This is a genomic window from Pseudomonas sp. NPDC088414, from assembly GCF_044753325.1.
Taxonomy (GTDB): domain Bacteria; phylum Pseudomonadota; class Gammaproteobacteria; order Pseudomonadales; family Pseudomonadaceae; genus Aquipseudomonas.
On record NZ_JBIVMY010000021.1, the window covers coordinates 1 to 20,349 of the forward strand.

At 60.6% G+C, this 20,349-nt stretch carries 15 protein-coding genes; 7 read left to right on the forward strand and 8 right to left on the reverse strand.

The window, feature by feature from the left end:
* The coding region (locus ACIP8I_RS17885; protein WP_400762754.1) for a DEAD/DEAH box helicase at positions 1-1,458 on the forward strand (1,458 nt) is incomplete at its 5' end.
* Positions 1,459-1,623: 165 nt separating this feature from the next.
* Here ACIP8I_RS17885 and ACIP8I_RS17890 read toward each other — a convergent pair.
* Positions 1,624-2,391: a DODA-type extradiol aromatic ring-opening family dioxygenase gene (locus tag ACIP8I_RS17890; protein WP_400762756.1), complete on the reverse strand. Its 768-nt coding sequence runs from the start codon at positions 2,389-2,391 to the stop codon at positions 1,624-1,626.
* A 104-nt stretch (positions 2,392-2,495) separates the two neighbouring features.
* On the opposite strand from ACIP8I_RS17890, the gene ACIP8I_RS17895 reads away from it, so the two are divergent.
* A complete protein-coding gene (locus ACIP8I_RS17895; protein ID WP_400762758.1) occupies positions 2,496-3,143 on the forward strand; it encodes a thiopurine S-methyltransferase in 648 nt (215 codons plus the stop codon).
* A 200-nt stretch (positions 3,144-3,343) separates the two neighbouring features.
* Here ACIP8I_RS17895 and htpX read toward each other — a convergent pair whose 3' ends face one another.
* Together htpX and ACIP8I_RS17905 are read right to left on the reverse strand one after the other, a co-directional pair.
* Positions 3,344-4,231: a protease HtpX gene (gene htpX / locus ACIP8I_RS17900; protein WP_007964827.1), complete on the reverse strand. Its 888-nt coding sequence runs from the start codon at positions 4,229-4,231 to the stop codon at positions 3,344-3,346.
* Between the two features lie 303 nt (positions 4,232-4,534).
* Positions 4,535-5,746: a pyridoxal phosphate-dependent aminotransferase gene (locus tag ACIP8I_RS17905; protein ID WP_400762760.1), complete on the reverse strand. Its 1,212-nt coding sequence runs from the start codon at positions 5,744-5,746 to the stop codon at positions 4,535-4,537.
* Positions 5,747-5,969: 223 nt separating this feature from the next.
* On the opposite strand from ACIP8I_RS17905, the gene msrB reads away from it, so the two are divergent.
* The 3 genes from msrB (at position 5,970) to ACIP8I_RS17920 (ending at position 7,495) form a co-directional block, all read left to right on the forward strand.
* Positions 5,970-6,365, forward strand: a complete 396-nt coding sequence (gene msrB / locus ACIP8I_RS17910) for a peptide-methionine (R)-S-oxide reductase MsrB (protein WP_400762762.1) — start codon at positions 5,970-5,972, stop codon at positions 6,363-6,365.
* A gap of 186 nt (positions 6,366-6,551) precedes the next feature.
* Positions 6,552-7,037 carry a glutathione peroxidase gene (locus tag ACIP8I_RS17915; RefSeq protein WP_400762764.1) on the forward strand — a complete coding sequence of 162 codons (486 nt, stop codon included), beginning with the start codon at positions 6,552-6,554 and terminating at the stop codon, positions 7,035-7,037.
* Entirely contained in the window at positions 7,034-7,495 is a 462-nt protein-coding gene (locus ACIP8I_RS17920) for a MarR family transcriptional regulator (protein ID WP_367085267.1), read from the forward strand. Before ACIP8I_RS17915 ends, ACIP8I_RS17920 begins: the two co-directional genes overlap by 4 nt.
* Here ACIP8I_RS17920 and ACIP8I_RS17925 read toward each other — a convergent pair.
* Positions 7,479-9,800 (reverse strand): response regulator, encoded by a 2,322-nt coding sequence (locus ACIP8I_RS17925; RefSeq protein WP_007969097.1) that lies wholly within the window; start codon positions 9,798-9,800, stop codon positions 7,479-7,481. The genes ACIP8I_RS17920 and ACIP8I_RS17925 overlap by 17 nt on opposite strands.
* Before the next feature lie 166 nt (positions 9,801-9,966).
* On the opposite strand from ACIP8I_RS17925, the gene ACIP8I_RS17930 reads away from it, so the two are divergent.
* Together ACIP8I_RS17930 and ACIP8I_RS17935 are read left to right on the forward strand one after the other, a co-directional pair.
* Positions 9,967-10,857, forward strand: coding sequence for an ATP-binding protein (locus ACIP8I_RS17930; RefSeq protein WP_007969096.1), 891 nt, complete (start codon positions 9,967-9,969; stop codon positions 10,855-10,857).
* On the forward strand, positions 10,854-11,336 hold the full coding sequence (locus ACIP8I_RS17935; RefSeq protein ID WP_123587425.1) for a GAF domain-containing protein: 483 nt from the start codon (positions 10,854-10,856) through the stop codon (positions 11,334-11,336). The genes ACIP8I_RS17930 and ACIP8I_RS17935 overlap by 4 nt, the downstream gene beginning before the upstream one ends.
* Here ACIP8I_RS17935 and ACIP8I_RS17940 read toward each other — a convergent pair whose 3' ends face one another.
* From ACIP8I_RS17940 to ACIP8I_RS17955, 4 genes are all read right to left on the reverse strand, one after another.
* Positions 11,337-14,282 (reverse strand): HD domain-containing phosphohydrolase, encoded by a 2,946-nt coding sequence (locus tag ACIP8I_RS17940; protein ID WP_400762767.1) that lies wholly within the window; start codon positions 14,280-14,282, stop codon positions 11,337-11,339. It abuts the gene before it with no gap.
* A 48-nt stretch (positions 14,283-14,330) separates the two neighbouring features.
* Complete coding sequence (locus tag ACIP8I_RS17945) at positions 14,331-17,975, reverse strand: transporter substrate-binding domain-containing protein (RefSeq protein ID WP_400762769.1); 3,645 nt, start codon at positions 17,973-17,975, stop codon at positions 14,331-14,333.
* An 8-nt stretch (positions 17,976-17,983) separates the two neighbouring features.
* Positions 17,984-18,610, reverse strand: coding sequence for a response regulator transcription factor (locus ACIP8I_RS17950; RefSeq protein WP_007969092.1), 627 nt, complete (start codon positions 18,608-18,610; stop codon positions 17,984-17,986).
* A gap of 344 nt (positions 18,611-18,954) precedes the next feature.
* Positions 18,955-20,283: a deoxyguanosinetriphosphate triphosphohydrolase gene (locus tag ACIP8I_RS17955; RefSeq protein WP_400762771.1), complete on the reverse strand. Its 1,329-nt coding sequence runs from the start codon at positions 20,281-20,283 to the stop codon at positions 18,955-18,957.
* Between the last annotated feature and the right edge of the window lie 66 nt (positions 20,284-20,349).

A 20,349-nucleotide genomic window follows, 5' to 3' on the forward strand; every position in this document is an offset into this window, starting at 1 on the left:
CGCGAGCCGCAAGCACTGATCCTGGCCCCAACTCGTGAGTTGGCGCTACAAGTTGCAACCGCTTTCGAAACCTACGCCAAGCAAATGCCGGGCGTAACTGTTGTGGCTGTCTACGGCGGCGCGCCGATGGGCCCACAATTGAAGGCAATCCGTAATGGCGCACAGATCGTTGTCGCCACTCCGGGCCGTCTGTGCGACCACCTGCGTCGCGACGAAAAAGTCCTCGCTACCGTGAACCACCTGGTTCTGGACGAGGCAGACGAAATGCTCAAACTGGGCTTCATGGACGACCTGGAAGTCATCTTCAAGGCCATGCCGGAAACCCGTCAGACCGTATTGTTCTCGGCGACCCTGCCGCAGTCGATCCGTGCCATCGCCGAGCGTCATCTGCGCGATCCGAAGCACGTGAAGATCCAGAGCAAGACCCAGACCGTTACCGCGATCGAGCAGGCTCACCTGCTGGTTCACGCTGACCAGAAGACCTCTGCCGTTCTCAGCTTGCTGGAAGTGGAAGACTTCGACGCTCTGATCATGTTCGTGCGCACCAAGCAGGCGACCCTGGATCTGGCCAGTGCCCTCGACGCCAAAGGCTACAAAGCCGCTGCGCTGAACGGTGACATCGCCCAGAACCAGCGTGAGCGCGTGATCGACTCGCTGAAAGATGGCCGTCTGGACATCGTTGTCGCGACCGACGTGGCTGCCCGTGGTCTGGACGTTCCGCGCATCACCCACGTGTTCAACGTGGACATGCCGTACGATCCGGAATCCTACGTGCACCGTATCGGCCGTACCGGCCGTGCCGGTCGCGAAGGTCGTGCGCTGCTGCTGGTGACTCCACGTGAGCGCCGCATGCTGCAAGTGATCGAGCGTGTCACCGGTCAGAAGGTTGCCGAAGTGCGTCTGCCGGACGCTCAGGCTGTTCTCGATGCACGCATCAAGAAACTGACCAACAGCCTGTCGCCGCTGGTCGCTGATGCCGAGTCGACTCACGGCGAACTGCTGGATCGTCTGACTGCCGACATCGGTTGCACTCCGCGTGCACTGGCCGCTGCTCTGCTGCGCAAGGCCACTAATGGTCAGGCGCTGAACCTGGCAGCGATCGAGAAGGAACGTCCACTGGTGCCGAACAACGCACCGCGTGGCGACCGTCCTGAGCGTTCCGGTGATCGTCCTGATCGTGGTGACCGCGAGCGTCGCGCGCCAATGCCTCTGGGCGAAGGCCGTGCCCGTTGCCGTACCGCGCTGGGTGCGCGTGACGGTATCGCCGCCAAGAACCTGCTGGGCGCGATCCTCAACGAAGGTGGTCTGGCCCGCGAAGCGATCGGTCGCATCCAGGTGCGTGACAGCTTCAGCCTCGTCGAGCTGCCGGAAGATGGTCTGGACAAACTCCTGACCAAGCTGAAGGACACTCGCGTCGCTGGCAAGCAGTTGAAACTGCGTCGCTACCGCGAAGATTGATCCGCCCTTTGGCTGATTGATCGCACATGAAAAATCCCCGACTGGTTCGGGGATTTTTTTTGCCTGTCTTTCAAGCTCAAAAGATCGCAGCCTGCGGCAGCTCCTACAGGAGAAATGCATTCCAAATGTAGGAGCTGCCGCAGGCTGCGATCTTTTGATCTGCCTTTAACCGAAGCGATAGATATCCATGCCCAACGCACCCATGGTGAACCCCCGGTGCGCCACGCTGAACTCACCCCCCGCACCCCGTGCGAAATACAACGGCAACAAATGCTCATCACTCGGATGGCTGCGCACGGCATTGGGTGCCTGCTGACGGTAGTCGTGCAGAGCCGCTTCGTCGTTGGCTGCAAGCTTGTGGATGACCCAGTCGCGAAAATCCCTGGCCCATGGCTCGACACTGTCCGGGCCGGCATGCCAGTCCAGCTCGCGCAGGTTGTGGGTGATGCTGCCGGAGCCGATCAGCAGAATGCCTTGCTCGCGCAGCGTCGCCAGCGCTCGTCCGACACGGGTTTGCAACACCGGGCCGCCGCGACTCGGCAGCGACACCTGCACCACCGGAATATCCGCTTGCGGGTACATCAGCGACAGTGGCACCCAAACGCCGTGATCGAACGGACGCTGCGGGTCGAGGCGTGCCGGCAGATGCGCGGTGTCAAGCAATTCAGCCACTTCGGCCGCCAGTTGCGGATCCCCCGGTGCCGGGTACTGCACTTCGAAAAGGGCGCGCGGGAAGCCGCCGAAGTCGTGCCAGGTTTCTGGACGAGGGTTGCTGCTGACCAGCAACTCCTGGCTTTCCCAATGCGCGGAGACAATCACGATGGCTTTCGGCCGCGGCAGTTCGGCAGCCAGGCGCGCCAGAGCCGGGCCACTGGCACCGGGTTCCAGGGCCAGCATCGGTGAGCCGTGGGAGATAAACAGGCTGGGAAACATGGAAAGGTTCCTGAGCGGTAAGATGGCCTCATCTTCAGTCAGATCATTGATCTAAATCTAATATAAGTTTTAACGCCTTTTGATCGAATTTTTTGGGGTGATGCATGCAGCCTGAGTTTTGGCACAAGAAGTGGGAATCCAATCAGATCGGCTTTCATCTGCCTGAGGTGAACCCGTATCTGCAGCGGCACTGGGCGGTACCGGCAACGGCGCGAGTGCTCGTGCCGTTGTGTGGGAAAAGTCTGGATTTGGCGTGGCTGGCCGGGCGCGGTCATCAGGTGCTCGGGATCGAACTGTCGGAAAAGGCTATTGAGGACTTTTTCAGGGAGCATCAGGTGCAGCCGCAGATCAGCCAGAAGGGTGCGTTCAAGGTCTATAGCGGTGACGCCATCGAGTTGTGGTGCGGTGACTTTTTTGCGCTGACAGCAAGCGATGTAGCCGATTGCACCGCGTTATACGACCGCGCCGCGCTGATCGCCTTGCCACCAGCGATGCGTGAGCGCTATGCGGCGCATCTGCAGCAAATCCTGCCGCAAAGTGTGCAAGGTCTGTTGATTACCCTGGATTACAATCAGGCGCAGATGCCAGGGCCGCCGTTTGCGGTGGGGGATGATGAAGTGCAGCGGTTGCTGGGTGATGTCTGGCAGGTGCGGATGCTGGAAGAGCAGGATGTGCTGGGGGAGAGCTGGAAGTTTCTGCAGGCGGGAGTGACGCGGTTGGAGGAGCGGGTTTATCGGGTTTCTGGCCGATAGGTTTTTATTGGCAGGGCCGGCCTCATCGCTGGCAAGCCAGCTCCCACAGTGATCCCCGTTGTATCAGAAATCCAGAGAACACCACAAAACCCTGTGGGAGCTGGCTTGCCAGCGATGAGGCCAGAACAGGCAGCGCATAACCCCCGAGTACAAAAAAGGCCCGCATCACTGCGGGCCTTTTCGTTACTGTGCCAAACCGATCAACCGCGACGACGCAGCGCGTCGATACGCTCTTCCAGCGGCGGGTGGCTCATGAACATGCGGGCAAAGCCCTGTTTGATGCCACCGTTGATGCCGAAGGCGTTGAGGGTGTCCGGCATGTGCACAGGCAGGCCCTGTTCGGCGCGCAGGCGTTGCAGCGCACCGATCATCGCGTTGGTGCCCGCCAGACGTGCGCCGGCTTCGTCGGCGCGGAATTCGCGTTTGCGCGAGAACCACATGACGATGGCGCTGGCGAGAATGCCCAGTACCAGTTCGGCGAAGATCGTCGCCACGTAGTAGGCGATGCCCTGGCCTTCTTCGTTCTTGAAAATCACCTTGTCGACGAAGTTGCCGATGATCCGCGCGAAGAACATCACGAAGGTGTTCACCACGCCCTGGATCAGCGCGAGGGTGACCATGTCACCGTTGGCCACGTGACCGATTTCGTGGGCCAGAACGGCTTTCACTTCATCCGGCGAAAAGCGTTCTAGCAGGCCCTGGCTGACCGCGACCAGCGCGTCGTTCTTGTTCCAGCCGGTAGCAAAGGCGTTTGCTTCGTAGGCCGGGAAAATACCGACTTCGGGCATCTTGATCCCGGCTTCGCGGGACAGTTGCTCGACGGTTTGCAGCAGCCATTGCTCATGCCGGGTACGTGGCTGGCTGATGATCTGGGTGCTGGTGCTCATCTTCGCCATCCACTTGGAGATGAACAGCGAGAACAGCGAACCGGCGAAACCAAAGACCGCACAGAAAACCAGCAGCTGACTGAGGTTGAGATCAACCCCGTTGGCCGCCATGAACCCGTTGAAGCCAAACAGGCTCAGGGTGATGCTGGCTATCAGCACGACCGCCAGGTTAGTGGCCAAAAACAGCAGGATGCGCATCATGGTTGTAGAAATCTCCTCAAGCTAAAGATGTAGCGTACTGCGGGGTATATAAGGTGCGGCACCGGGTGATTCAACCGAGTGACTATTTCAAACTGTGTCCTACAGCGGATTCCCTGGTCTGCAGGTCATTGCCCACGAGCGAAACCGAAAGGGCTGACAGTCAGCCGCCACCCGCCGCCACTACGCCAGAGGCGTGTGGGCCATACGAATCGCAAGTGTAGAAGGCGCAGCGAGGCGGGGAGAGCAGAAGTGTTGCTGAATCAGACAGTGCGCAACGTTCGGCCGTTGCGCACCGTAGACCGGTTACTGGCGGTAGGACTTGAGGAAGTTGCCGATGCGGCCGATGGCCATCTCGAGATCGTCGACACGGGGCAGGGTCACCACGCGGAAGTGATCCGGCCACGGCCAGTTGAAGGCCGTGCCTTGCACCACCAGCAGCTTCTCGGAGAGCAGCAGGTCGAGGACGAATTTTTCGTCGTTGTAGATCGGGCAGACCTTCGGATCGATCCGCGGGAACGCATACAGGGCGCCCATTGGCTTGACGCAGCTGACCCCCGGAATGTCATTGAGCAACTCCCAGGTACGGTTGCGCTGCTCCAGCAGGCGACCTTGCGGCAGCACCAGGTCATTGATGCTCTGATAACCGCCAAGGGCAGTCTGGATCGCATGCTGGCTCGGCACGTTGGCACAGAGGCGCATGTTGGCCAGCATGTCGATGCCTTCGATGTAGCTCTGGGCATTGTGTTTCGGCCCGGAGATGGCGATCCAGCCGGAGCGGAAACCCGCCACGCGGTAGGATTTCGACAGACCGTTGAAGGTCAGGCACAGCAGGTCCGGGGCCAGCGAAGCGGTGCAGATGTGCACGGCGTCGTCGTAGAGGATCTTGTCGTAGATCTCGTCGGAGAACACTACCAGGTTGTGCGCGCGGGCGATTTCCAGCATGCCCAGCAGCACTTCCTTCGAATACACCGCGCCAGTCGGGTTGTTCGGGTTGATGATCACCATGGCCTTGGTGTTCGGGGTGATCTTGGCCTTGATGTCGGCCAGATCAGGGAACCAGTCGGCACCCTCGTCACACAGGTAGTGCACGGCATTACCGCCGGCCAGGCTGACGGCAGCGGTCCACAGCGGGTAGTCCGGGGCCGGTACCAGCACTTCGTCGCCGTTGTTGAGCAGCGCCTGCAGCGACATCACGATCAGCTCGGACACGCCGTTGCCGAGGTAGATGTCTTCGATGCCGACACCTTCGACATTTTTTTGCTGGTAATACTGCATCACCGCTTTACGGGCGCTGAACAGGCCTTTGGAATCGCTGTAGCCTTGTGCGGTCGGCAGGTTGCGGATCACATCCTGAAGAATTTCGTCCGGCGCTTCGAAACCAAACGGCGCCGGGTTGCCGATGTTCAGCTTGAGGATGCGCTGGCCTTCCTCCTCCAGACGTTTGGCGTGCTTGAGCACCGGGCCGCGAATGTCGTAGCAGACGTTGGCGAGCTTGTTCGATTTGCTGAACTGCATGGCGATGTGATCCCGAAAATGAACGATCCAGACGGCGGATGGCCAACCGTACTGGGATTCCTGCGTCTTCGCACAGGCGGAGTCTTGCGCCGTGGCGCCGAGAATCCGTTTGAATGCGCCCGGTCTGGCTGCCAGACTGGCGTGTGACGAGGCGCAATCATACGTGCCACCCGATCCGTGGAAAAGGTACAGATCGGGCTTTTTCAGCCGCTGAGGTGTGATGATGGAAAAGTTGCAAAAAACCCTGGAAGAATGGCGGGCGATGCTCGACCCCGAGCAGTACAACGTATGTCGCCTGAGCGCCACCGAGCGACCGTTCTCTGGCAAATACAACGACACCAAAACCGACGGTGTCTATCACTGCGTCTGCTGCAATGAGCCGCTGTTCGACTCCACGACCAAATTCGATTCCGGCTGCGGCTGGCCGAGCTTCTACGCGCCGATCGGCGAAAGCGCCATGACCGAGATCCGCGATACCAGCCACGGCATGATCCGCACCGAGGTCAAATGCGCCCGCTGCGACGCGCATCTGGGCCACGTGTTCCCCGATGGTCCGCCACCGACCGGCCTGCGGTATTGCATCAACTCGGTGTGCCTGGATCTCGAGCCGCGCGAATGAATTGCCCGCTCGACCGGATCGCTTGATCCACCGTGTAGGAGCTGCCGAAGGCTGCGATCTTTTGATTTTAAGATCAACAGTCGCAGCCTTCGGCAGCTCCTACACGGGTATGTGCAATTAATTAAATTGCACACAATTTAATTGCTCGCTATGTTTGGCCTTTCCCGATACCCGAGGAGCCGTCTCATGAGCGACAACCTGCTGAATATCCCCGTCACCACCATCAAGGGTGAACAAAAGACCCTCGCCGATTTCGCCGGCAAGGCGGTTCTGGTGGTCAACACCGCCAGCAAATGCGGCTTCACCCCGCAATACAAAGGCCTGGAAGAGTTGTGGCAGACCTACAAGGATCAGGGCCTGGTGGTGCTGGGGTTTCCGTGCAATCAGTTCGGCAAGCAGGAGCCGGGCAACGAGGGTGCGATCAGCGAGTTCTGTGAGCTGAACTACGGCGTGAGTTTCCCGCTGTTCAAGAAGATCGACGTCAACGGTTCTGCCGCGCATCCACTGTTCGTGCAGTTGAAAAAGCGTGCTCCCGGTCTGCTCGGCTCTGAGGGCATCAAGTGGAACTTCACCAAGTTCCTGATCGGCAAGGACGGGCAACTGGTCAAGCGTTTCGCCCCGACCACCAAACCGCAGGACATCAGCGGCGAGATCGAAGCCCTGCTCAAATGAACAGCCTGCCCGACGATTCGCTGAAGCTCGACAGTCAGTTGTGCTTCAAGTTGTATGCCGCGTCCCGGGCGGTGATTCGTGCTTACAAGCCGATGCTCGATCAGCTCGGCCTGACCTATCCGCAGTACCTGGCGATGCTGGTGCTGTGGGAATGGCAGGACAGTGCGCCGGCGCAACCGACGGTCAAGGCCTTGGGCGAGCGTCTGGCGCTGGACTCCGGCACCCTGACGCCGTTGCTCAAGCGCCTTGAACAATTGCAGTGGGTGCAGCGACAGCGCTCGGCGCGCGACGAGCGTGAAGTGCACCTGAGCCTGACCGCGCAAGGCCAGGCGTTGCGCGAGCAGGTCGGGCCGCTCAAGGCGCGGTTGTTGTGCGACAGCGGGGTGGACCTTGATCGGCTCAACGATTTGCGTAACGGCCTCGATCAGCTGCTGGGGCAGATCAAAGCGCTGACGTAGCCGGAATCCACTGGTCGAGCAGGGCCGCCAGCTCTTCGCGGCGGAACGGCTTGGCCAGGTAATCGCTCATGCCGGCCGCACGGCAGCGCTCGCGTTCTTCGGACATGGCGTTGGCAGTCAGCGCGACGATCGGCAGGTGCGGCCAGCGCCCGCTCTGGCGAATCTGCCGGCTCGCTTCGTAGCCGTCCATCACCGGCATGTTGCAATCCATAAGTACCAGATCGAATTCATCGTGCTCCAGTTGATCCAGCGCTTCGGCGCCGTGGGCAGCGACCACCACATCGCAACCGAGCTTGCCGAGCATGCCTTTGGCCACCAGTTGGTTGACCGGGTTGTCTTCCACCAGCAGCACCTTTGCGCGCCGCCGAACCGGCAGGCTCTCGAGCTGCGCATCGTTGATCGTGGTGACGTCCGCCAGCAGGATGCGCCGCAGGATCTGATACAGCGCGTTGCGCGCCAGTGGTCGGGCCTGTTGCTGCAATGGCGCCAGCGCGGCGGCCTCTTCGCTGGGCATGAAACTGCCATAAGCGGTGACAACGAGAATTGGCGCGCTGAGGGTCGGGCGCAGACTGAACAGGCATTCCGGGCAATCGGTGATCAGCAGATCGGGTGACAGGCCCAGCAACGGGTCGTCCATCGTGCGCTGTTCATAAGTCACGCCCCACACTGGCAACAATGTCTTGAGCAGTTCCGCCAAGCCGCTGCTGGCCGCAGTGATTGCCAAGACCTTGCCGTGCAGCGGCGGCGGCATGACCGCTCGGGTATGGCATGGTAGCGGCAGGTCAGCGCAGAACTGGCTGCCGAAACCGGCCTCGGAACTGATGGTCAGCCGGCCTTGCATGGCCTCGCACAGGTTGTAGGTCAGTGCCAGGCCGAGGCCGGTGCCGCCGTACTGCCGCGTGATGCCGGCACCGGCCTGGGTGAACGGCTGGAAGATTTTCACCTGGGCTTCCTGGGCGATGCCGATGCCGGTGTCACAGACCTCGATGCGCACCCCGTCGTTATGCGCTGACAAACGCACATCGACCCGGCCGAAACGGGTGAATTTCAGCGCATTGGACAACAGGTTGCTGACAATCTGCCGTACCCGGGTCGGATCCCCCAGCACCAGCGCCGGGAAGTGCGGGTCGATCAGGCAGGTCAGTTCGACGCTGGGCGCGGCGTTCTGCGACAGCAGGTTGGCGGTGTCCTCGATCAGCGAGCCGAGGTCGAACGGGATGTGTTCCAGCTCCAGTTGCCCCGCGTCGAATTTGGACAGGTCGAGAATATCGTTGAGCAGCTCCACCAGCACCTTGCCCGAGTCATGGGCAATCGACAGCTGTTGCTGTTGCTCGGCGTTCAGCGGTCCGTCGAGGGACAGGGCGATCATTCCCAGCAGGCCATTGAGCGGGGTGCGAATCTCGTGGCTCATGTTGGCGAGGAATGCCGAGCGCGCTTCGGCCATGTCCAGTGCGGTGCTGCGGGCCACCTCCAGTTCCTCGTTGGATTGGCTGAGCCGGGTATTGATGGCCTTGAGCTCGGCGGTGCGGGCCGAGACGATGTGTTCCAGTTGCCCGAGGTAGTCGGTCAGGCGGTTTTCCGCGTTGCGGCGTTGCTGGATTTCCGTGGCGATGTTGTCGAACTGCTGGTTGGCGACTTTGACCAGTACGCCGATCTCGTCATTGGCGTGGCCGGCCGGACATTCCAGGGTCGTCGGTTCCGCACTGCGTGCGTCACGCGCGCTAAGTTCCCGGATCAGGCGCACCAGTGGCTTGGTCAGCATCACGTAGAACAGCGCCAGCAGGATCCCGGTGAGAATCAGGCTGCGGGCAAAGCCGTTGAGCAGGGTGACTTCGGCGCGGCGCAGGAAGCGGCTGCCGAACGCGTAGGTGTCGACTTCAAGACTCAGCGTGCCCAGTGATTCTTCGGGCAGGTGATCGAGGTACAGGCGGTCTTCAAACTGGCGCTTGGCGCCGAACAGGAAGTCGCTGATCACCCGATAACCGCTTTGCAGCTCCGGGCGTTTGACGTTGGCCAGGACATTGCCGTTGTTGTCGGTCAATTGCGCCGAGATGATCGCCGGCGAACGCAACAGGCCCAGGGTCAGTTCCTGCGCCAGTTCCGCGTCGATGTTGTAGGCGATACGCGACGCCGGATTGTGGCTGATTTCCAGCAAAGACAGGATTTCACGGTTGATGGAGGCGTCTTCGCTGGCATAATCGATGCCGATCTGCAGCAGGCTGAGCAGCGTGCCCAGAATGAACCCGACCAGCACAGTGAATCTGGCTTGCTTGTAAGACAGCCGGTGGGTGAATTTGATATCCATGGGGTGTTGAACCACTTCCGTTTCCCTTCGCTGCTCAAGCATAGTCGATCATGTATGGATACCGAGGTTCCCGAATCGCCTTGTAACAAGGCCTGAGCGGGGTTTGTTGATCTGATTGTCGTCGCTGAAGCACCATCATCACTTTGAACGTGCCCGAGGAGAAGACGTGGATTCCCGATTGAATGCTTTTCTTGAACGTGCCGAGTCGGTTCTCGCGCGGATCGAACCCTTGCTGCCGGCACCGCGTCCGCTGATCGACTGGGAAACCTGCCTGGCCGCGCGCTGGCAGCGTGACGGGCGCAGTGGCTATTTGTTGCCGCTGGACGTCAGCCTCGACATGCGCCTGTCCGACTTGATCGGTGTCGACCGTCAGTTGGAACAACTGGGCCGCAACACTCAACAGTTTCTCGACGGCATGCCGGCCAACCATGCGCTGCTCTGGGGCTCGCGCGGCACCGGAAAATCCTCGCTGGTGCGGGCGTTGCTGGCCGAACACGCCAAGGCCGGCCTGCGTTTGATCGAAATCGAGCGCGACCATCTGGCCGACCTGCCGCGCGTGGTCGAGCAGATCGCCAAACTGCCACAACGCTTCGTACTGTTCTGCGATGACCTGTCGTTCGAGTCCGGGGAGGGCGATTACCGCGTGCTGAAAAGCGTGCTCGACGGCTCGCTCGAACAGGCTCCGGAAAACGTTCTGCTGTACGCCACTTCCAACCGCCGTCACTTGGTGCCGGAAAAGGAAAGCGACAACGAAAACTGGAAGCGCGTCGACGGCGAACTGCATCCGAGTGAGGCGGTGGAAGACAAGATCGCCTTGTCGGACCGTTTCGGTCTGTGGCTGTCGTTTTATCCGTTTACCCAGGAACATTTCCTCAACGTCGTCGAACACTGGATCGGCCAGTTGGCGGCCAAGGCCGGCTTGAGCTGGCAGCGCGACGAAGCACTGGACATCCTCGCCGTGCGCTGGGCCACCGGGCGCGGCAATCGCAACGGACGTTGCGCGTACCAATTCGCCCGTTACTGGGTGGGACTGAAATTGCTGGAGCACAAGGCATGATTGATTTGCAACAAAGCGGCCAGGGCCTCGAAGGCTATGGCATGTTAGCCGCACAACTGGAATCGCTGCTGGCGGACGAGCGCGACTTCATCGCCAACGCCGCGCAGTTTTCGGCGTTCCTGTTCAACCAGCTCGACGATTTGAACTGGGCCGGTTTCTACCTCAATCGCAACGAGGAGCTGGTGCTTGGCCCGTTTCAGGGGCAGATCGCCTGTGTGCGCATTCCGTTCGGTCGCGGTGTATGTGGCGCGGCAGCGGCCAGTCGGCAGACCCAGCGCGTTGAAGACGTGCATGCGTTCCCCGGTCATATCGCTTGCGACAGCGCCTCCAACAGCGAGCTGGTCGTGCCACTGGTCAAGGACGGTCGGTTGATCGGCGTACTCGATCTCGACAGCCCGAAACTCGCACGTTTCGGCACCGCCGATCAGGCCGGTATCGAGCAACTGGCGGCGATCTTCCTGCGTCTGACCGACTGCTGATCAGGCGCTCAGGCCAGCCTTGCTTAGCAGGCTGGCCGGATCCACCGCATCGATCTGGCGCGGATCGAGAAACCGCGTGGCGTACTGCATGTACACCTCGTCGTTGATGAACAGTGCAAACAGCTCGGGGTCGATGTGCGCCTCGCGGGACATGGTGGCCATGATTCCCAAGGCTTCGCTCAAGGATTTGGCCTTCTTGTACGGCCGATCCGCCGCTGTCAGTGCCTCGAAGATATCGGCAATCGCCATCATCCTCGCCGGCAGGCTCATGTCCTCGCGCTTCAGGCGTTTTGGGTAGCCGCTGCCGTCCATCTTTTCGTGATGCCCACCGGCAATTTCCGCAACGCTGTCCAGGTGCCCGGGGAAGGGCAGGTGGCTGAGCATCAGAATCGTCTGCACCATGTGGTGATTGATGATGTAGCGCTCCTCGCGAGTCAGCGTGCCTCGGGTAATGCTCAGGTTATACAGCTCGCCGCGATTGTATTTATAGCGCGGTACATCCAGTTTGAACCCCCACGGATTGTCTTCCGGAATCAGCTCGCTGTCGGCACGTTCGATCAGGTGTTCGGGCTTGTCCGCCAGCAGTGGCTCGCTGACCGGCAGATTCGGCGCCGGCGTTTGCGCCTGACGGCGGTTTTCCTCCCATGACACGCCCAGACGATCATCGAGGGTGCGCGTCCAGCGGCGCTCGGCGATGCGCTCAAGGCGCTGCAGATCAGCGGGTGCCATGGCTTCACCACCCAGATTGCAGCGGGCAACGAAGGCAAAGTCATCGTCCAGTTGCGTCAGCGTAGCGTCACGCAGTTCGCTCAGTTGCACCTCGTTGCCGCCCAGCGCCAGCGCCTGCCAGTAACTGATCCAGGCATCGCGCTTGAGCACTTCGAAACGGGTGCGGATTTCGTGGATGCGATCGTTGAGGGTTTCCAGTTTGGTCGCCTTGTCGACGACATACTCCGGCGTCGTGACTTTGCCGCAATCGTGCAGCCAGGCCGCAATGTGCAGGGCTTCCCATTCGTCTTCACTGGGCTGATAGCTCTGGAACGCCGGCGCCTGGCTGGCGGCCGCGGCCTGCGCGAGCATCAGGGTCAGCTCCGGCACGCGCTGGCAGTGGCCGCCGGTGTAGGGGCTCTTGGCGTCGATGGCGCCGGCCAGCAACTGAATGAACGCGTCGAGCAACTGCTTCTGCTTCGCCTGCAGGCGCTGACTTTCGATACTCACCGCCGCCGCGCCAGAGACTGCTTGCAGGAAGGCGATGCGATCCGGACGCAGTTTCTCCAGATCCTGAGCGCTGCCGCTGTCGTTGATCAGCAAAAGCAGCAGGCCGATGGTTTCGTTGTGGCGGTTGCGCAGGCGGATTCCAATCAGGTGGATGCGCGGCGACGCCATTGCCAGCAAGACTTTCTGCAAGTCCCCTGCCTGTTCGAAGCCAAGGCTGCTGACCACGTTGTCAGCGTTGATCAGTTGCTGGAACCACGCCGGCCCTTGATCGGCCAGGAGATCCCGGCCCAGCACAGCGAACTCGCCCGGCTCGTGCGAGGCGCCATCAATAACCAGTCCGTAAGGCTCCATCCGGTTGCCATCGCTTTCGCGCAGGTAGATCAACCCAGCCTGCGCCTGGGCAATCTGAACGGTCTCGAACAGCACCCGTTGCAGCAGCGGGGCGAAGCGGGTTTCGGCGCACAGACTGTCGGTGATGCGGAAGAAACTGGCGAGTGTTTCCTTCATGCGGGCCATCGACAGGCTCAGCTGGTCGACCTCCAGCACCGGCGAGCGGCGGGTGACCGGAAAGTTGAAATCGAAGCTGCGGATCGCGTCGGCTTCCTTGACCAGCGCATGCAGCGGCTTGACCAGAATCCGTGAGGTCAGCCAACCCAGTGGCAGGCACAGCAGCAAGGTCGCCAGGGTGATCAGTGCACCCTGCCAGCGCATGCGGTAGGCGTCGGCCAGCAACTCGTCCTCTGGCACCACCAGGGCCATTTGCAGACCTCTCGGCCCACCCTCCTGCAACTGGCTGCGGGCGACGATCCAGTGGCGGCCATCGACGTTCAGCCGTTTGCCCTGATGCGTGGTGGACAGTAACGCGTGCAGAGTCGGGCTCAGGTCGGCGGCCTTGGCCAGGCGTGCGCTGCTGTCGTCGACAATCAGCCGGCGGCTGTCCGGGTAGGCCACGGCGTTGCCATCGGCATCGAACAACACGATTTCGGTGGAGGGGGTGACCACGTGTTTGAGCAAGGTGGCCGAGAGTGCTTCCAGCGTCAGGTCGGCACCGATCACACTGGTTGCGCCGCTGCGTCGGGCCAAGGTAGTGCCCACGTTGTGTGTGGAGAAAAACACATAGGGCTCGGTGGTGATCTGATCACCCTGCTGCAGGGCGTTGGTGTACCAGTTGCGAGTGCGCGGATCGTAGCGGTCGTCAGGATTGTCCTGGCGCCCGACGGGCGTCAGCGCCTGGTCGAAGAATAGCGACTGCGACGACGCAGCGCCGCCGGCATCGTGCTCGATGCTCCAGACCTGATAGGCTGCCGTCGGCGGCGCCTTGAGCAGGGTTTTCAGGGAGCTGGTGCGCAACGGCCGAACCATGAAGAAGTCGCCGTTGCCGTACCCCAGGTACAGCGAAGCGAGATCGGTGTTGTCCTTGAGTGACTGACTGAACGGCTTGAGCAACGCCATACGCTGCTGCAGGTTCGAGGCCCCGGCGGCCTGATTGTCGGTCAGCAGGCTCAGCAGATGACGGATCGGTTCGTAGGTTGAATGCAGGTCCAGGCGCACGTCCTGTTCGATGCGATTGAACAGGTTTTCACTGCTCGACAGGATGATCCGGGTGGTCTGGCGATAATTGAACAGCCCCAGCACCACGCCTGTCAGCAACAGCAGAAAGGTGAACATGACGCTGATGTGCACGTGCAACGGGAACCGGCGTTGATCCGGGCGCAGTGGGCTGGGCATTGCTGACTCTCCATTGAAGTAAACACACTGCTCAGCGTTCAAGCATAGTTAAGGCTCGGTCATTGTGCTTTCAGCGAACGGTTCCAATTGTTGCTGCAACGCCTGCTCCAGTTCGACCATCGCCGCGTCGGTGGCCTCGATGCAGCGCACGATGGCCGGCACCGACGTGGTCTGCTGGCAGGCGTGTTCCAGCGCATCGCAGCAGACGATCAGACGCGAAGCCTGGGCGATCCGGGCGGCGCCCTTGATCTTGTGCGCCACCACCGCCAGTGCCTCGCGATCATTGTGCGGCGCCAGGGCCAGCAGCTCCTCGCGATCGAGGCGGCTGCTCTTGAGTAATTGCGTGAGCAGGCGCCGGGCTTGAAGCGGATTACCACCGGTCAGTTGATGCAAGCCCTCGAGATTGAACGCGGGTTGCGGTGTTGCCGGTTGCAGCCCGTTGACCCACTGGCTCAGCGCGCTGAGGCTCAGGGGTTTGAACAGGCAGTCATTCATGCCCGCCTGTTTGCAGCGTTGCACTTCCTCGGGCTGCGCGTTGGCCGTGAAGCCAAGGACCTTGCAAGGAGGACGGCCTGTGCGTTGTTCTTCCTGGCGGATGGCCGCCGCCAATTCGTAGCCGTTCATCAACGGCATGTTGCAGTCGGCGATGACCAGGTCGAATTCACCGGCCTGCCACTTCGCCAATCCACTGCGACCTTCTTCGGCAAGGCTGAAGCGATGCCCGAGGAACTCCAGTTGCTGGCACATCAGCAGGCGATTGGCGGGATGGTCGTCGACCACCAGAATATTCAGCGGCGCACCTGACACGCGGATCGGCGATGCGGTTTTCGCCGTGGCCACCCTGCATGGCAGCGTTTGCAGCGGCAGCGACAGGCAGACCTGGGTGCCGATCCCCGGCTGACTACTCAATTGCAACTGACCGCCCATCATTTCACAGAGGTTGCGGCTGATCACCAGCCCCAGTCCGGCGCCGCTGCGGGCCTGCTGGCGGCCGCCGTCAGCCTGGGCGAACGGCTCGAACAGACGTTGTTGATCTTCAATGCTGATGCCGACGCCGGTGTCGTGGATCGTCAATTGAACCAGCGAACACTTGCCGGCGGCATTAGGCAGCACGTCCAATGTGACCCGCACCTGCCCACTCTGGGTGAACTTGATGGCATTGCTGATCAGGTTCGACAGGATCTGCTTGAAGCGCAGCGGATCCAGTTCCACATCGACTTCGAGCCCTGGAGGATTGACGGTCAGGGGCAGGGCGAGGTTTTTCTGCCGGGCAAGGCCGTCGAAGATCCTCACCACCGAAGCGACGGTGTCGACCAGATTGATCCGCTCGGGCGCCAGGCTCAGGCGTCCGGACTCGATCCGGGCGATATCGAGGATGTCGCCGATCAGCCCCAGCAGATCCTTGGCGGAACAGTAGGCGGTTTCGATGGACGAGCGATCCGGCGCCTGATCGGTCATGCGTTCGAGCGTCAATTCGAGCATGCCGATGATGGCATTCATCGGCGTACGGATTTCGTGGCTCATGGTCGCCAGAAAAGTACTTTTCGCCCGGTTGGCGTTGTCCGCCTGTTCCTTGGCTGTGCGCAGTTCATCGAACAACTGGCGGCGATCACTGATATCGATCCAGCCACCGATGATCCCTTGTACATCGCCGCTGGAGTCGCGGTAAGGCAGGATCCAGTGATAGATCGTCAGACGCCGGCCACCGATGTGCAACGGACGGTCGAGCAGCAGCGGCGTCCCCTCGGCCACAACCCGCTGGTAATCCGCCTCGAAGGCCCGGGCTTCGAAGGCATTGCTCAGGGTGCCTTGCATGACACTCTTGCCGATCACGTCTTCGCGTTTCGCGTTGAAGGCTTCGAGGTAGCTGTCGTTGCAGCTTTGCAGCAAGCCTCGGCGATCGCGCACGTAGATTGGATGAGGTGTGCCGTTGACCAGTGAGCGCATGAACTCGAACTGATCGTTGAGTGCCCGCTCGGCGGCCTGGCGTTGCTTGATCTGGCGCCGCATGTAGGCGTTCCAGATCAGGGACAACAACAGCAGCAGACAGGCTGCGCCGATCAGTTGGTAAAACAGACGCTGATAGTGATGCCAGTTGCTTTGCGCGGCATTGGAAAAACCGCGCCAGCGGCTGTTGATGACCCCCAGCTCTTCGGGGCTGATGCTCAGCAGGGCCTTGTCGAGGATCGATCCGAGTTCGCTGTTGTCACGGGCCGTGGCCAGCGAAAAGGCCGCCTGCCGGGTACCAAGGGTGGTGGTGATCTGCAACTGATGCTCGAAGATCCGCGACGAAATCAGATAGTTGGCGATCACCAGCGAGGCGACGGCACCATCGGCCTTGCCTTCGGCGAGCAAGGTCGCGGCGCCGAAGGTGTCGGAGGTTTCGGTCAGATGGATATCGGGGAACTCGCGGCGCAGGTAGGCGGCCATGGGACTGCCTTGGGCAATCGCCAGGTATTTGTCCTTGAGCTGCGCAGGATGGGTCGGGCTCTCAGTGGATTTGCGGGTCAGCAGGACGAAGGAGTTTTCCAGATAGGGACGGCTGAATTGCAGGGTCTTTTCCCGTTGCGGGCTGGGCAGCAACGCCGCGATCAGATCGGCCCGGTGCTGATTGATCTGCTCGACCATGTCAGCGTCGCTGCGGCTGCGCACCAGTTCGAAACGCATGCCGGTACGCAGGCGCAGCAGTTCGAGCAGGTCTGCGGTGATGCCGCGCAGATTGCCGTCACTGTCAAAGAATGTCAGCGGCGCGAACGCCTCGTTCACCACCACGCGCAGCACCGGATGCTGTTTGAGCCACTGTTCTTCGTGGTGGGTCAATTGCAGTTTCTGGTCGGTCAGCAGGATGTCGCTGCCGGCGCTCCAGCGCTTGGCGATGCTGTCCCGTTCACTGGCGGGTATGGCCAGCAGTGCGGTATTGATGATGGCCAGCAGTTGCGGGTTATCGGCGTGCACGGCAAAGCTGAAACCATGGGCTTCCTGTTTGCCGAAATTGGCCATGCGGATGTTGTTCAGATAGCCCTTGTTGATCATGTAGTGGGTGGAAATGGTATCGCCCAGAAACACGTCGGCCTGATCGAAAGCCACCGCGTTGATTGCGTTTTGATAGGACGGATAGGACGTCAGGATGGCTTTGGGGTAGAGCGCCTTGACTTCGTTCTGCGGCAGATAGTGATAGACCATGCTCAGGCGCAGTCCGGCCAGGCCCTCGGTGAGCGCGCGGGTTTCGTCTTCGCGGGTGACCAGTACCGGCTGGTCGATGGCGTAGGGGATAGAAAGCAGGATGTCGGCGTTACTGGCCTCGAAACCGTTGGCGGTACCGAGCATATCAACCTGCCCAGCTACCAGCGCGCGTACCGCAGCTTCCCGTGAGGCAAAGCGCTTGACCCGGACTGGCAAGCCCACAGCCTGCTCGAGCAGGCCGGCATAGTCGGCAGTAAAGCCTTCGTAATCACGACCGCTGGCGGTCATGTCGAATGGCGGATAATCCGGTGCGGAAGTGCCCAGTATCAGTTCGCGGCGAGTCTGTAACCATTGCCGTTGCGCGGGCTGCAGGTGCATGGTCAGCGCGTCGTGGCTCGAACGGCTGCGCAGCACATAATCCTGCGCTGTGACAAGGTCGGCCTGTGCCTGAGAAGTCAGGCACAGGCTTGCACACAATATGGCGAGATAGATCTTTAGACGACTGGGCATTCAGGCTCTCACACTAGCGCGTTGCGCTTGGCCATCTCGATAAGTTCCACCAGGGACCTGGCTTTCAGTTTCTGCATCAAGCGTTTTTTATAAGTGCTGACGGTTTTGTTACTGAGGAACATGCCCTTGGCAATTTCCTTGTTGGTGCGCCCTTGGGCAAATAACTGCAGGACCATGAGTTCGCGGTCATTGACGGCTTTGAACAATTCCAGCTCGGCGTAACGCACATCGTCACTGCGTACCGGATTCAATGCCTGACTGGGGAAATAGTTGTAACCGGAAAGTACCGCTTTTATGGCGCTGACCAGTTCGCTCAAGTCTTCTTCCTTGCACACATAACCGGATGCGCCGGACTGCATGCAGCGAATGCCGAACAGCGTCGGGCATTGCGCCGTCAGTACCAGGGTCTTGAGCGGAGTGCCCATGGCATTGAAGCGGGCGAGGACTTCCAGGCCGTCGAGTTTGGGGATGCTGATATCGAGGATGATCAAGTCGGGCATGCATTCGCGAACCATCTGCATGGCATCGACCCCGTTATCGGTTTCGCCGACGACCTTGTAACCTTCATGCTCGAGGAGCATTCGAACGGCAAGTCGGATGACGGGGTGATCATCGACAATAAAAACGGAGTTCATAATCAAATCCCATACGTGCGCGAATAAAGCGCGCACCTTAGCTCAGATAAAAGAGCGATCGCATGAACTCACAGGGCTCTAGCAGCAATATAGGATAAGTCCTACACACTAAAGAGAAATTGACTACGACAAAACTCTGTGTCGCGTAAGGAAGTGTTTAGATTATTTGTTTATCTGAATGTTTTAAGTTGCTGTTAGATTATTGAGAAAACAGCGTTTGTTTGCGTACTGTCGTCGTTAAACGGATTACGTTTGGTCGGCGCGGCTATCGAATACCGCTGAGCCGCTTTCATGGATCAATCCTTCAACCGGGTGTCGCACTGACCCGGTTGAAGAAGGTTCTGTCAGTGGCTGGAGCGCCCGGTCATTTCCAGCGCCATGTCACTGGCGTAGCTGTCGGTCATCCCGGCGATGAAGTCGATCATGCGCAGGAACGAGGTGTGCAACGGCCCGTGGGGATCCGGTGCATTGTTGCCCAGCAGGTCGAGGATACGGCGGCTCTTGAACGACGGCGTGCGACCGCCATGTTGCTCCAGCGCGGCGCCGCAGAACGCGTTGAGGAGAATTTCCAGCGTGGTATAGGCGCCGATTTCATGCAGCGTCTTGCGCTTGTCCTGGAAGATCTTCTTGCGGGCGATGTCCTTGGCGTTGAGCACGCAGCGTTTGGCCGGGCCGTGCATGTGTTCCACCAGGTCGCCGTGCAGGGTGCCGGCCAGCAGCGCATCCTGTTGCTCGACGAATGCCCGGGCGGCGGCGTTGGTCAGGTGCTCGATGGCCTTGCCGCGCAGGATCGCCAGTTTGCGTCGACGCGAATCCTGTGGGCCGAGCTGGCGATAGGTTTCCGGCAGATCGTCACCGACCAGACCGAGCAGCAGTGATTCAACCTCAGCGTACTCCAGCAGCTCCATTTCCAGGCCATCTTCGAGGTCGATCAGCGCATAGCAGATGTCGTCGGCCGCCTCCATCAGATACACCAACGGGTGGCGCGCCCAGCGTTGGTCCTCGATTTGCGGCAGGCCGAGCTTGTGGGCGATCTGCTCCAGCAGCGGCAATTCGCTCTGGTAGCAGCCGAACTTGTGTTTCTTGTAACCCAGCGAGTCGGCGTGACGTGCGGTCCACGGATATTTCAAATAGGTGCCGAGGGTGGCGTAGGTGAGGCGGGTGCCACCGTCGAACTGGTGATACTCAAGCTGAGTCAGCACCCGGAAGCCTTGCGCGTTGCCTTCGAAATTGAGGAAGTCACCGCGCTCGGCTTCGCTCATGCCGTCGAGCCAGCCGCGCCCGGCTGCCTGCTGGAACCAGTGACGAATCGCGTCTTCACCGGAGTGGCCGAACGGCGGATTGCCGATGTCATGGGCCAGGCAGGCCGATTGCACGACCATGCCCAGATCGCTCGGGTCGCACCAGTCGGGCAGGGCGCTGCGCAAGGTTTCACCGACGCGCATGCCCAGCGAGCGCCCGACGCAGCTGACTTCCAGCGAATGGGTCAGACGGGTGTGGATGTGGTCGTTACTCGATACCGGATGCACCTGGGTCTTGCGGCCCAGACGGCGGAAGGCGCCGGAGAAGATGATGCGGTCGTGGTCTTTGTGGAACGGGCTGCGGCCCAGCTCTTGCGGGCTGTGCAGCGGTTTTCCAAGGCGTTCGCGGTTGAGCAGGGTCTGCCAATCCAAGGCTGGTTCTCTCCGTCGGTGACTGGGATGACTGTTGCCCTAGCTTCCCGGTTCAGCCACGCCCCT

Excerpts from the sequence above, each read along its gene's own strand:
- ACIP8I_RS17920 (WP_367085267.1), top strand. The coding sequence starts at position 7,034 with ATGAACAGCCTGCCCGACGATTCGCTGAAGCTCGACAGTCAGTTGTGC.
- ACIP8I_RS17945 (WP_400762769.1), bottom strand. The coding sequence starts at position 17,975 with ATGCCCAGTCGTCTAAAGATCTATCTCGCCATATTGTGTGCAAGCCTG.
- msrB (WP_400762762.1), top strand. The coding sequence starts at position 5,970 with ATGGAAAAGTTGCAAAAAACCCTGGAAGAATGGCGGGCGATGCTCGAC.
- ACIP8I_RS17890 (WP_400762756.1), bottom strand. The coding sequence starts at position 2,391 with ATGTTTCCCAGCCTGTTTATCTCCCACGGCTCACCGATGCTGGCCCTG.
- ACIP8I_RS17940 (WP_400762767.1), bottom strand. The coding sequence starts at position 14,282 with ATGCCCAGCCCACTGCGCCCGGATCAACGCCGGTTCCCGTTGCACGTG.
- htpX (WP_007964827.1), bottom strand. The coding sequence starts at position 4,231 with ATGATGCGCATCCTGCTGTTTTTGGCCACTAACCTGGCGGTCGTGCTG.
- ACIP8I_RS17950 (WP_007969092.1), bottom strand. The coding sequence starts at position 18,610 with ATGAACTCCGTTTTTATTGTCGATGATCACCCCGTCATCCGACTTGCC.
- ACIP8I_RS17895 (WP_400762758.1), top strand. The coding sequence starts at position 2,496 with ATGCAGCCTGAGTTTTGGCACAAGAAGTGGGAATCCAATCAGATCGGC.
- ACIP8I_RS17915 (WP_400762764.1), top strand. The coding sequence starts at position 6,552 with ATGAGCGACAACCTGCTGAATATCCCCGTCACCACCATCAAGGGTGAA.
- ACIP8I_RS17905 (WP_400762760.1), bottom strand. The coding sequence starts at position 5,746 with ATGCAGTTCAGCAAATCGAACAAGCTCGCCAACGTCTGCTACGACATT.
- ACIP8I_RS17925 (WP_007969097.1), bottom strand. The coding sequence starts at position 9,800 with ATGGATATCAAATTCACCCACCGGCTGTCTTACAAGCAAGCCAGATTC.
- ACIP8I_RS17935 (WP_123587425.1), top strand. The coding sequence starts at position 10,854 with ATGATTGATTTGCAACAAAGCGGCCAGGGCCTCGAAGGCTATGGCATG.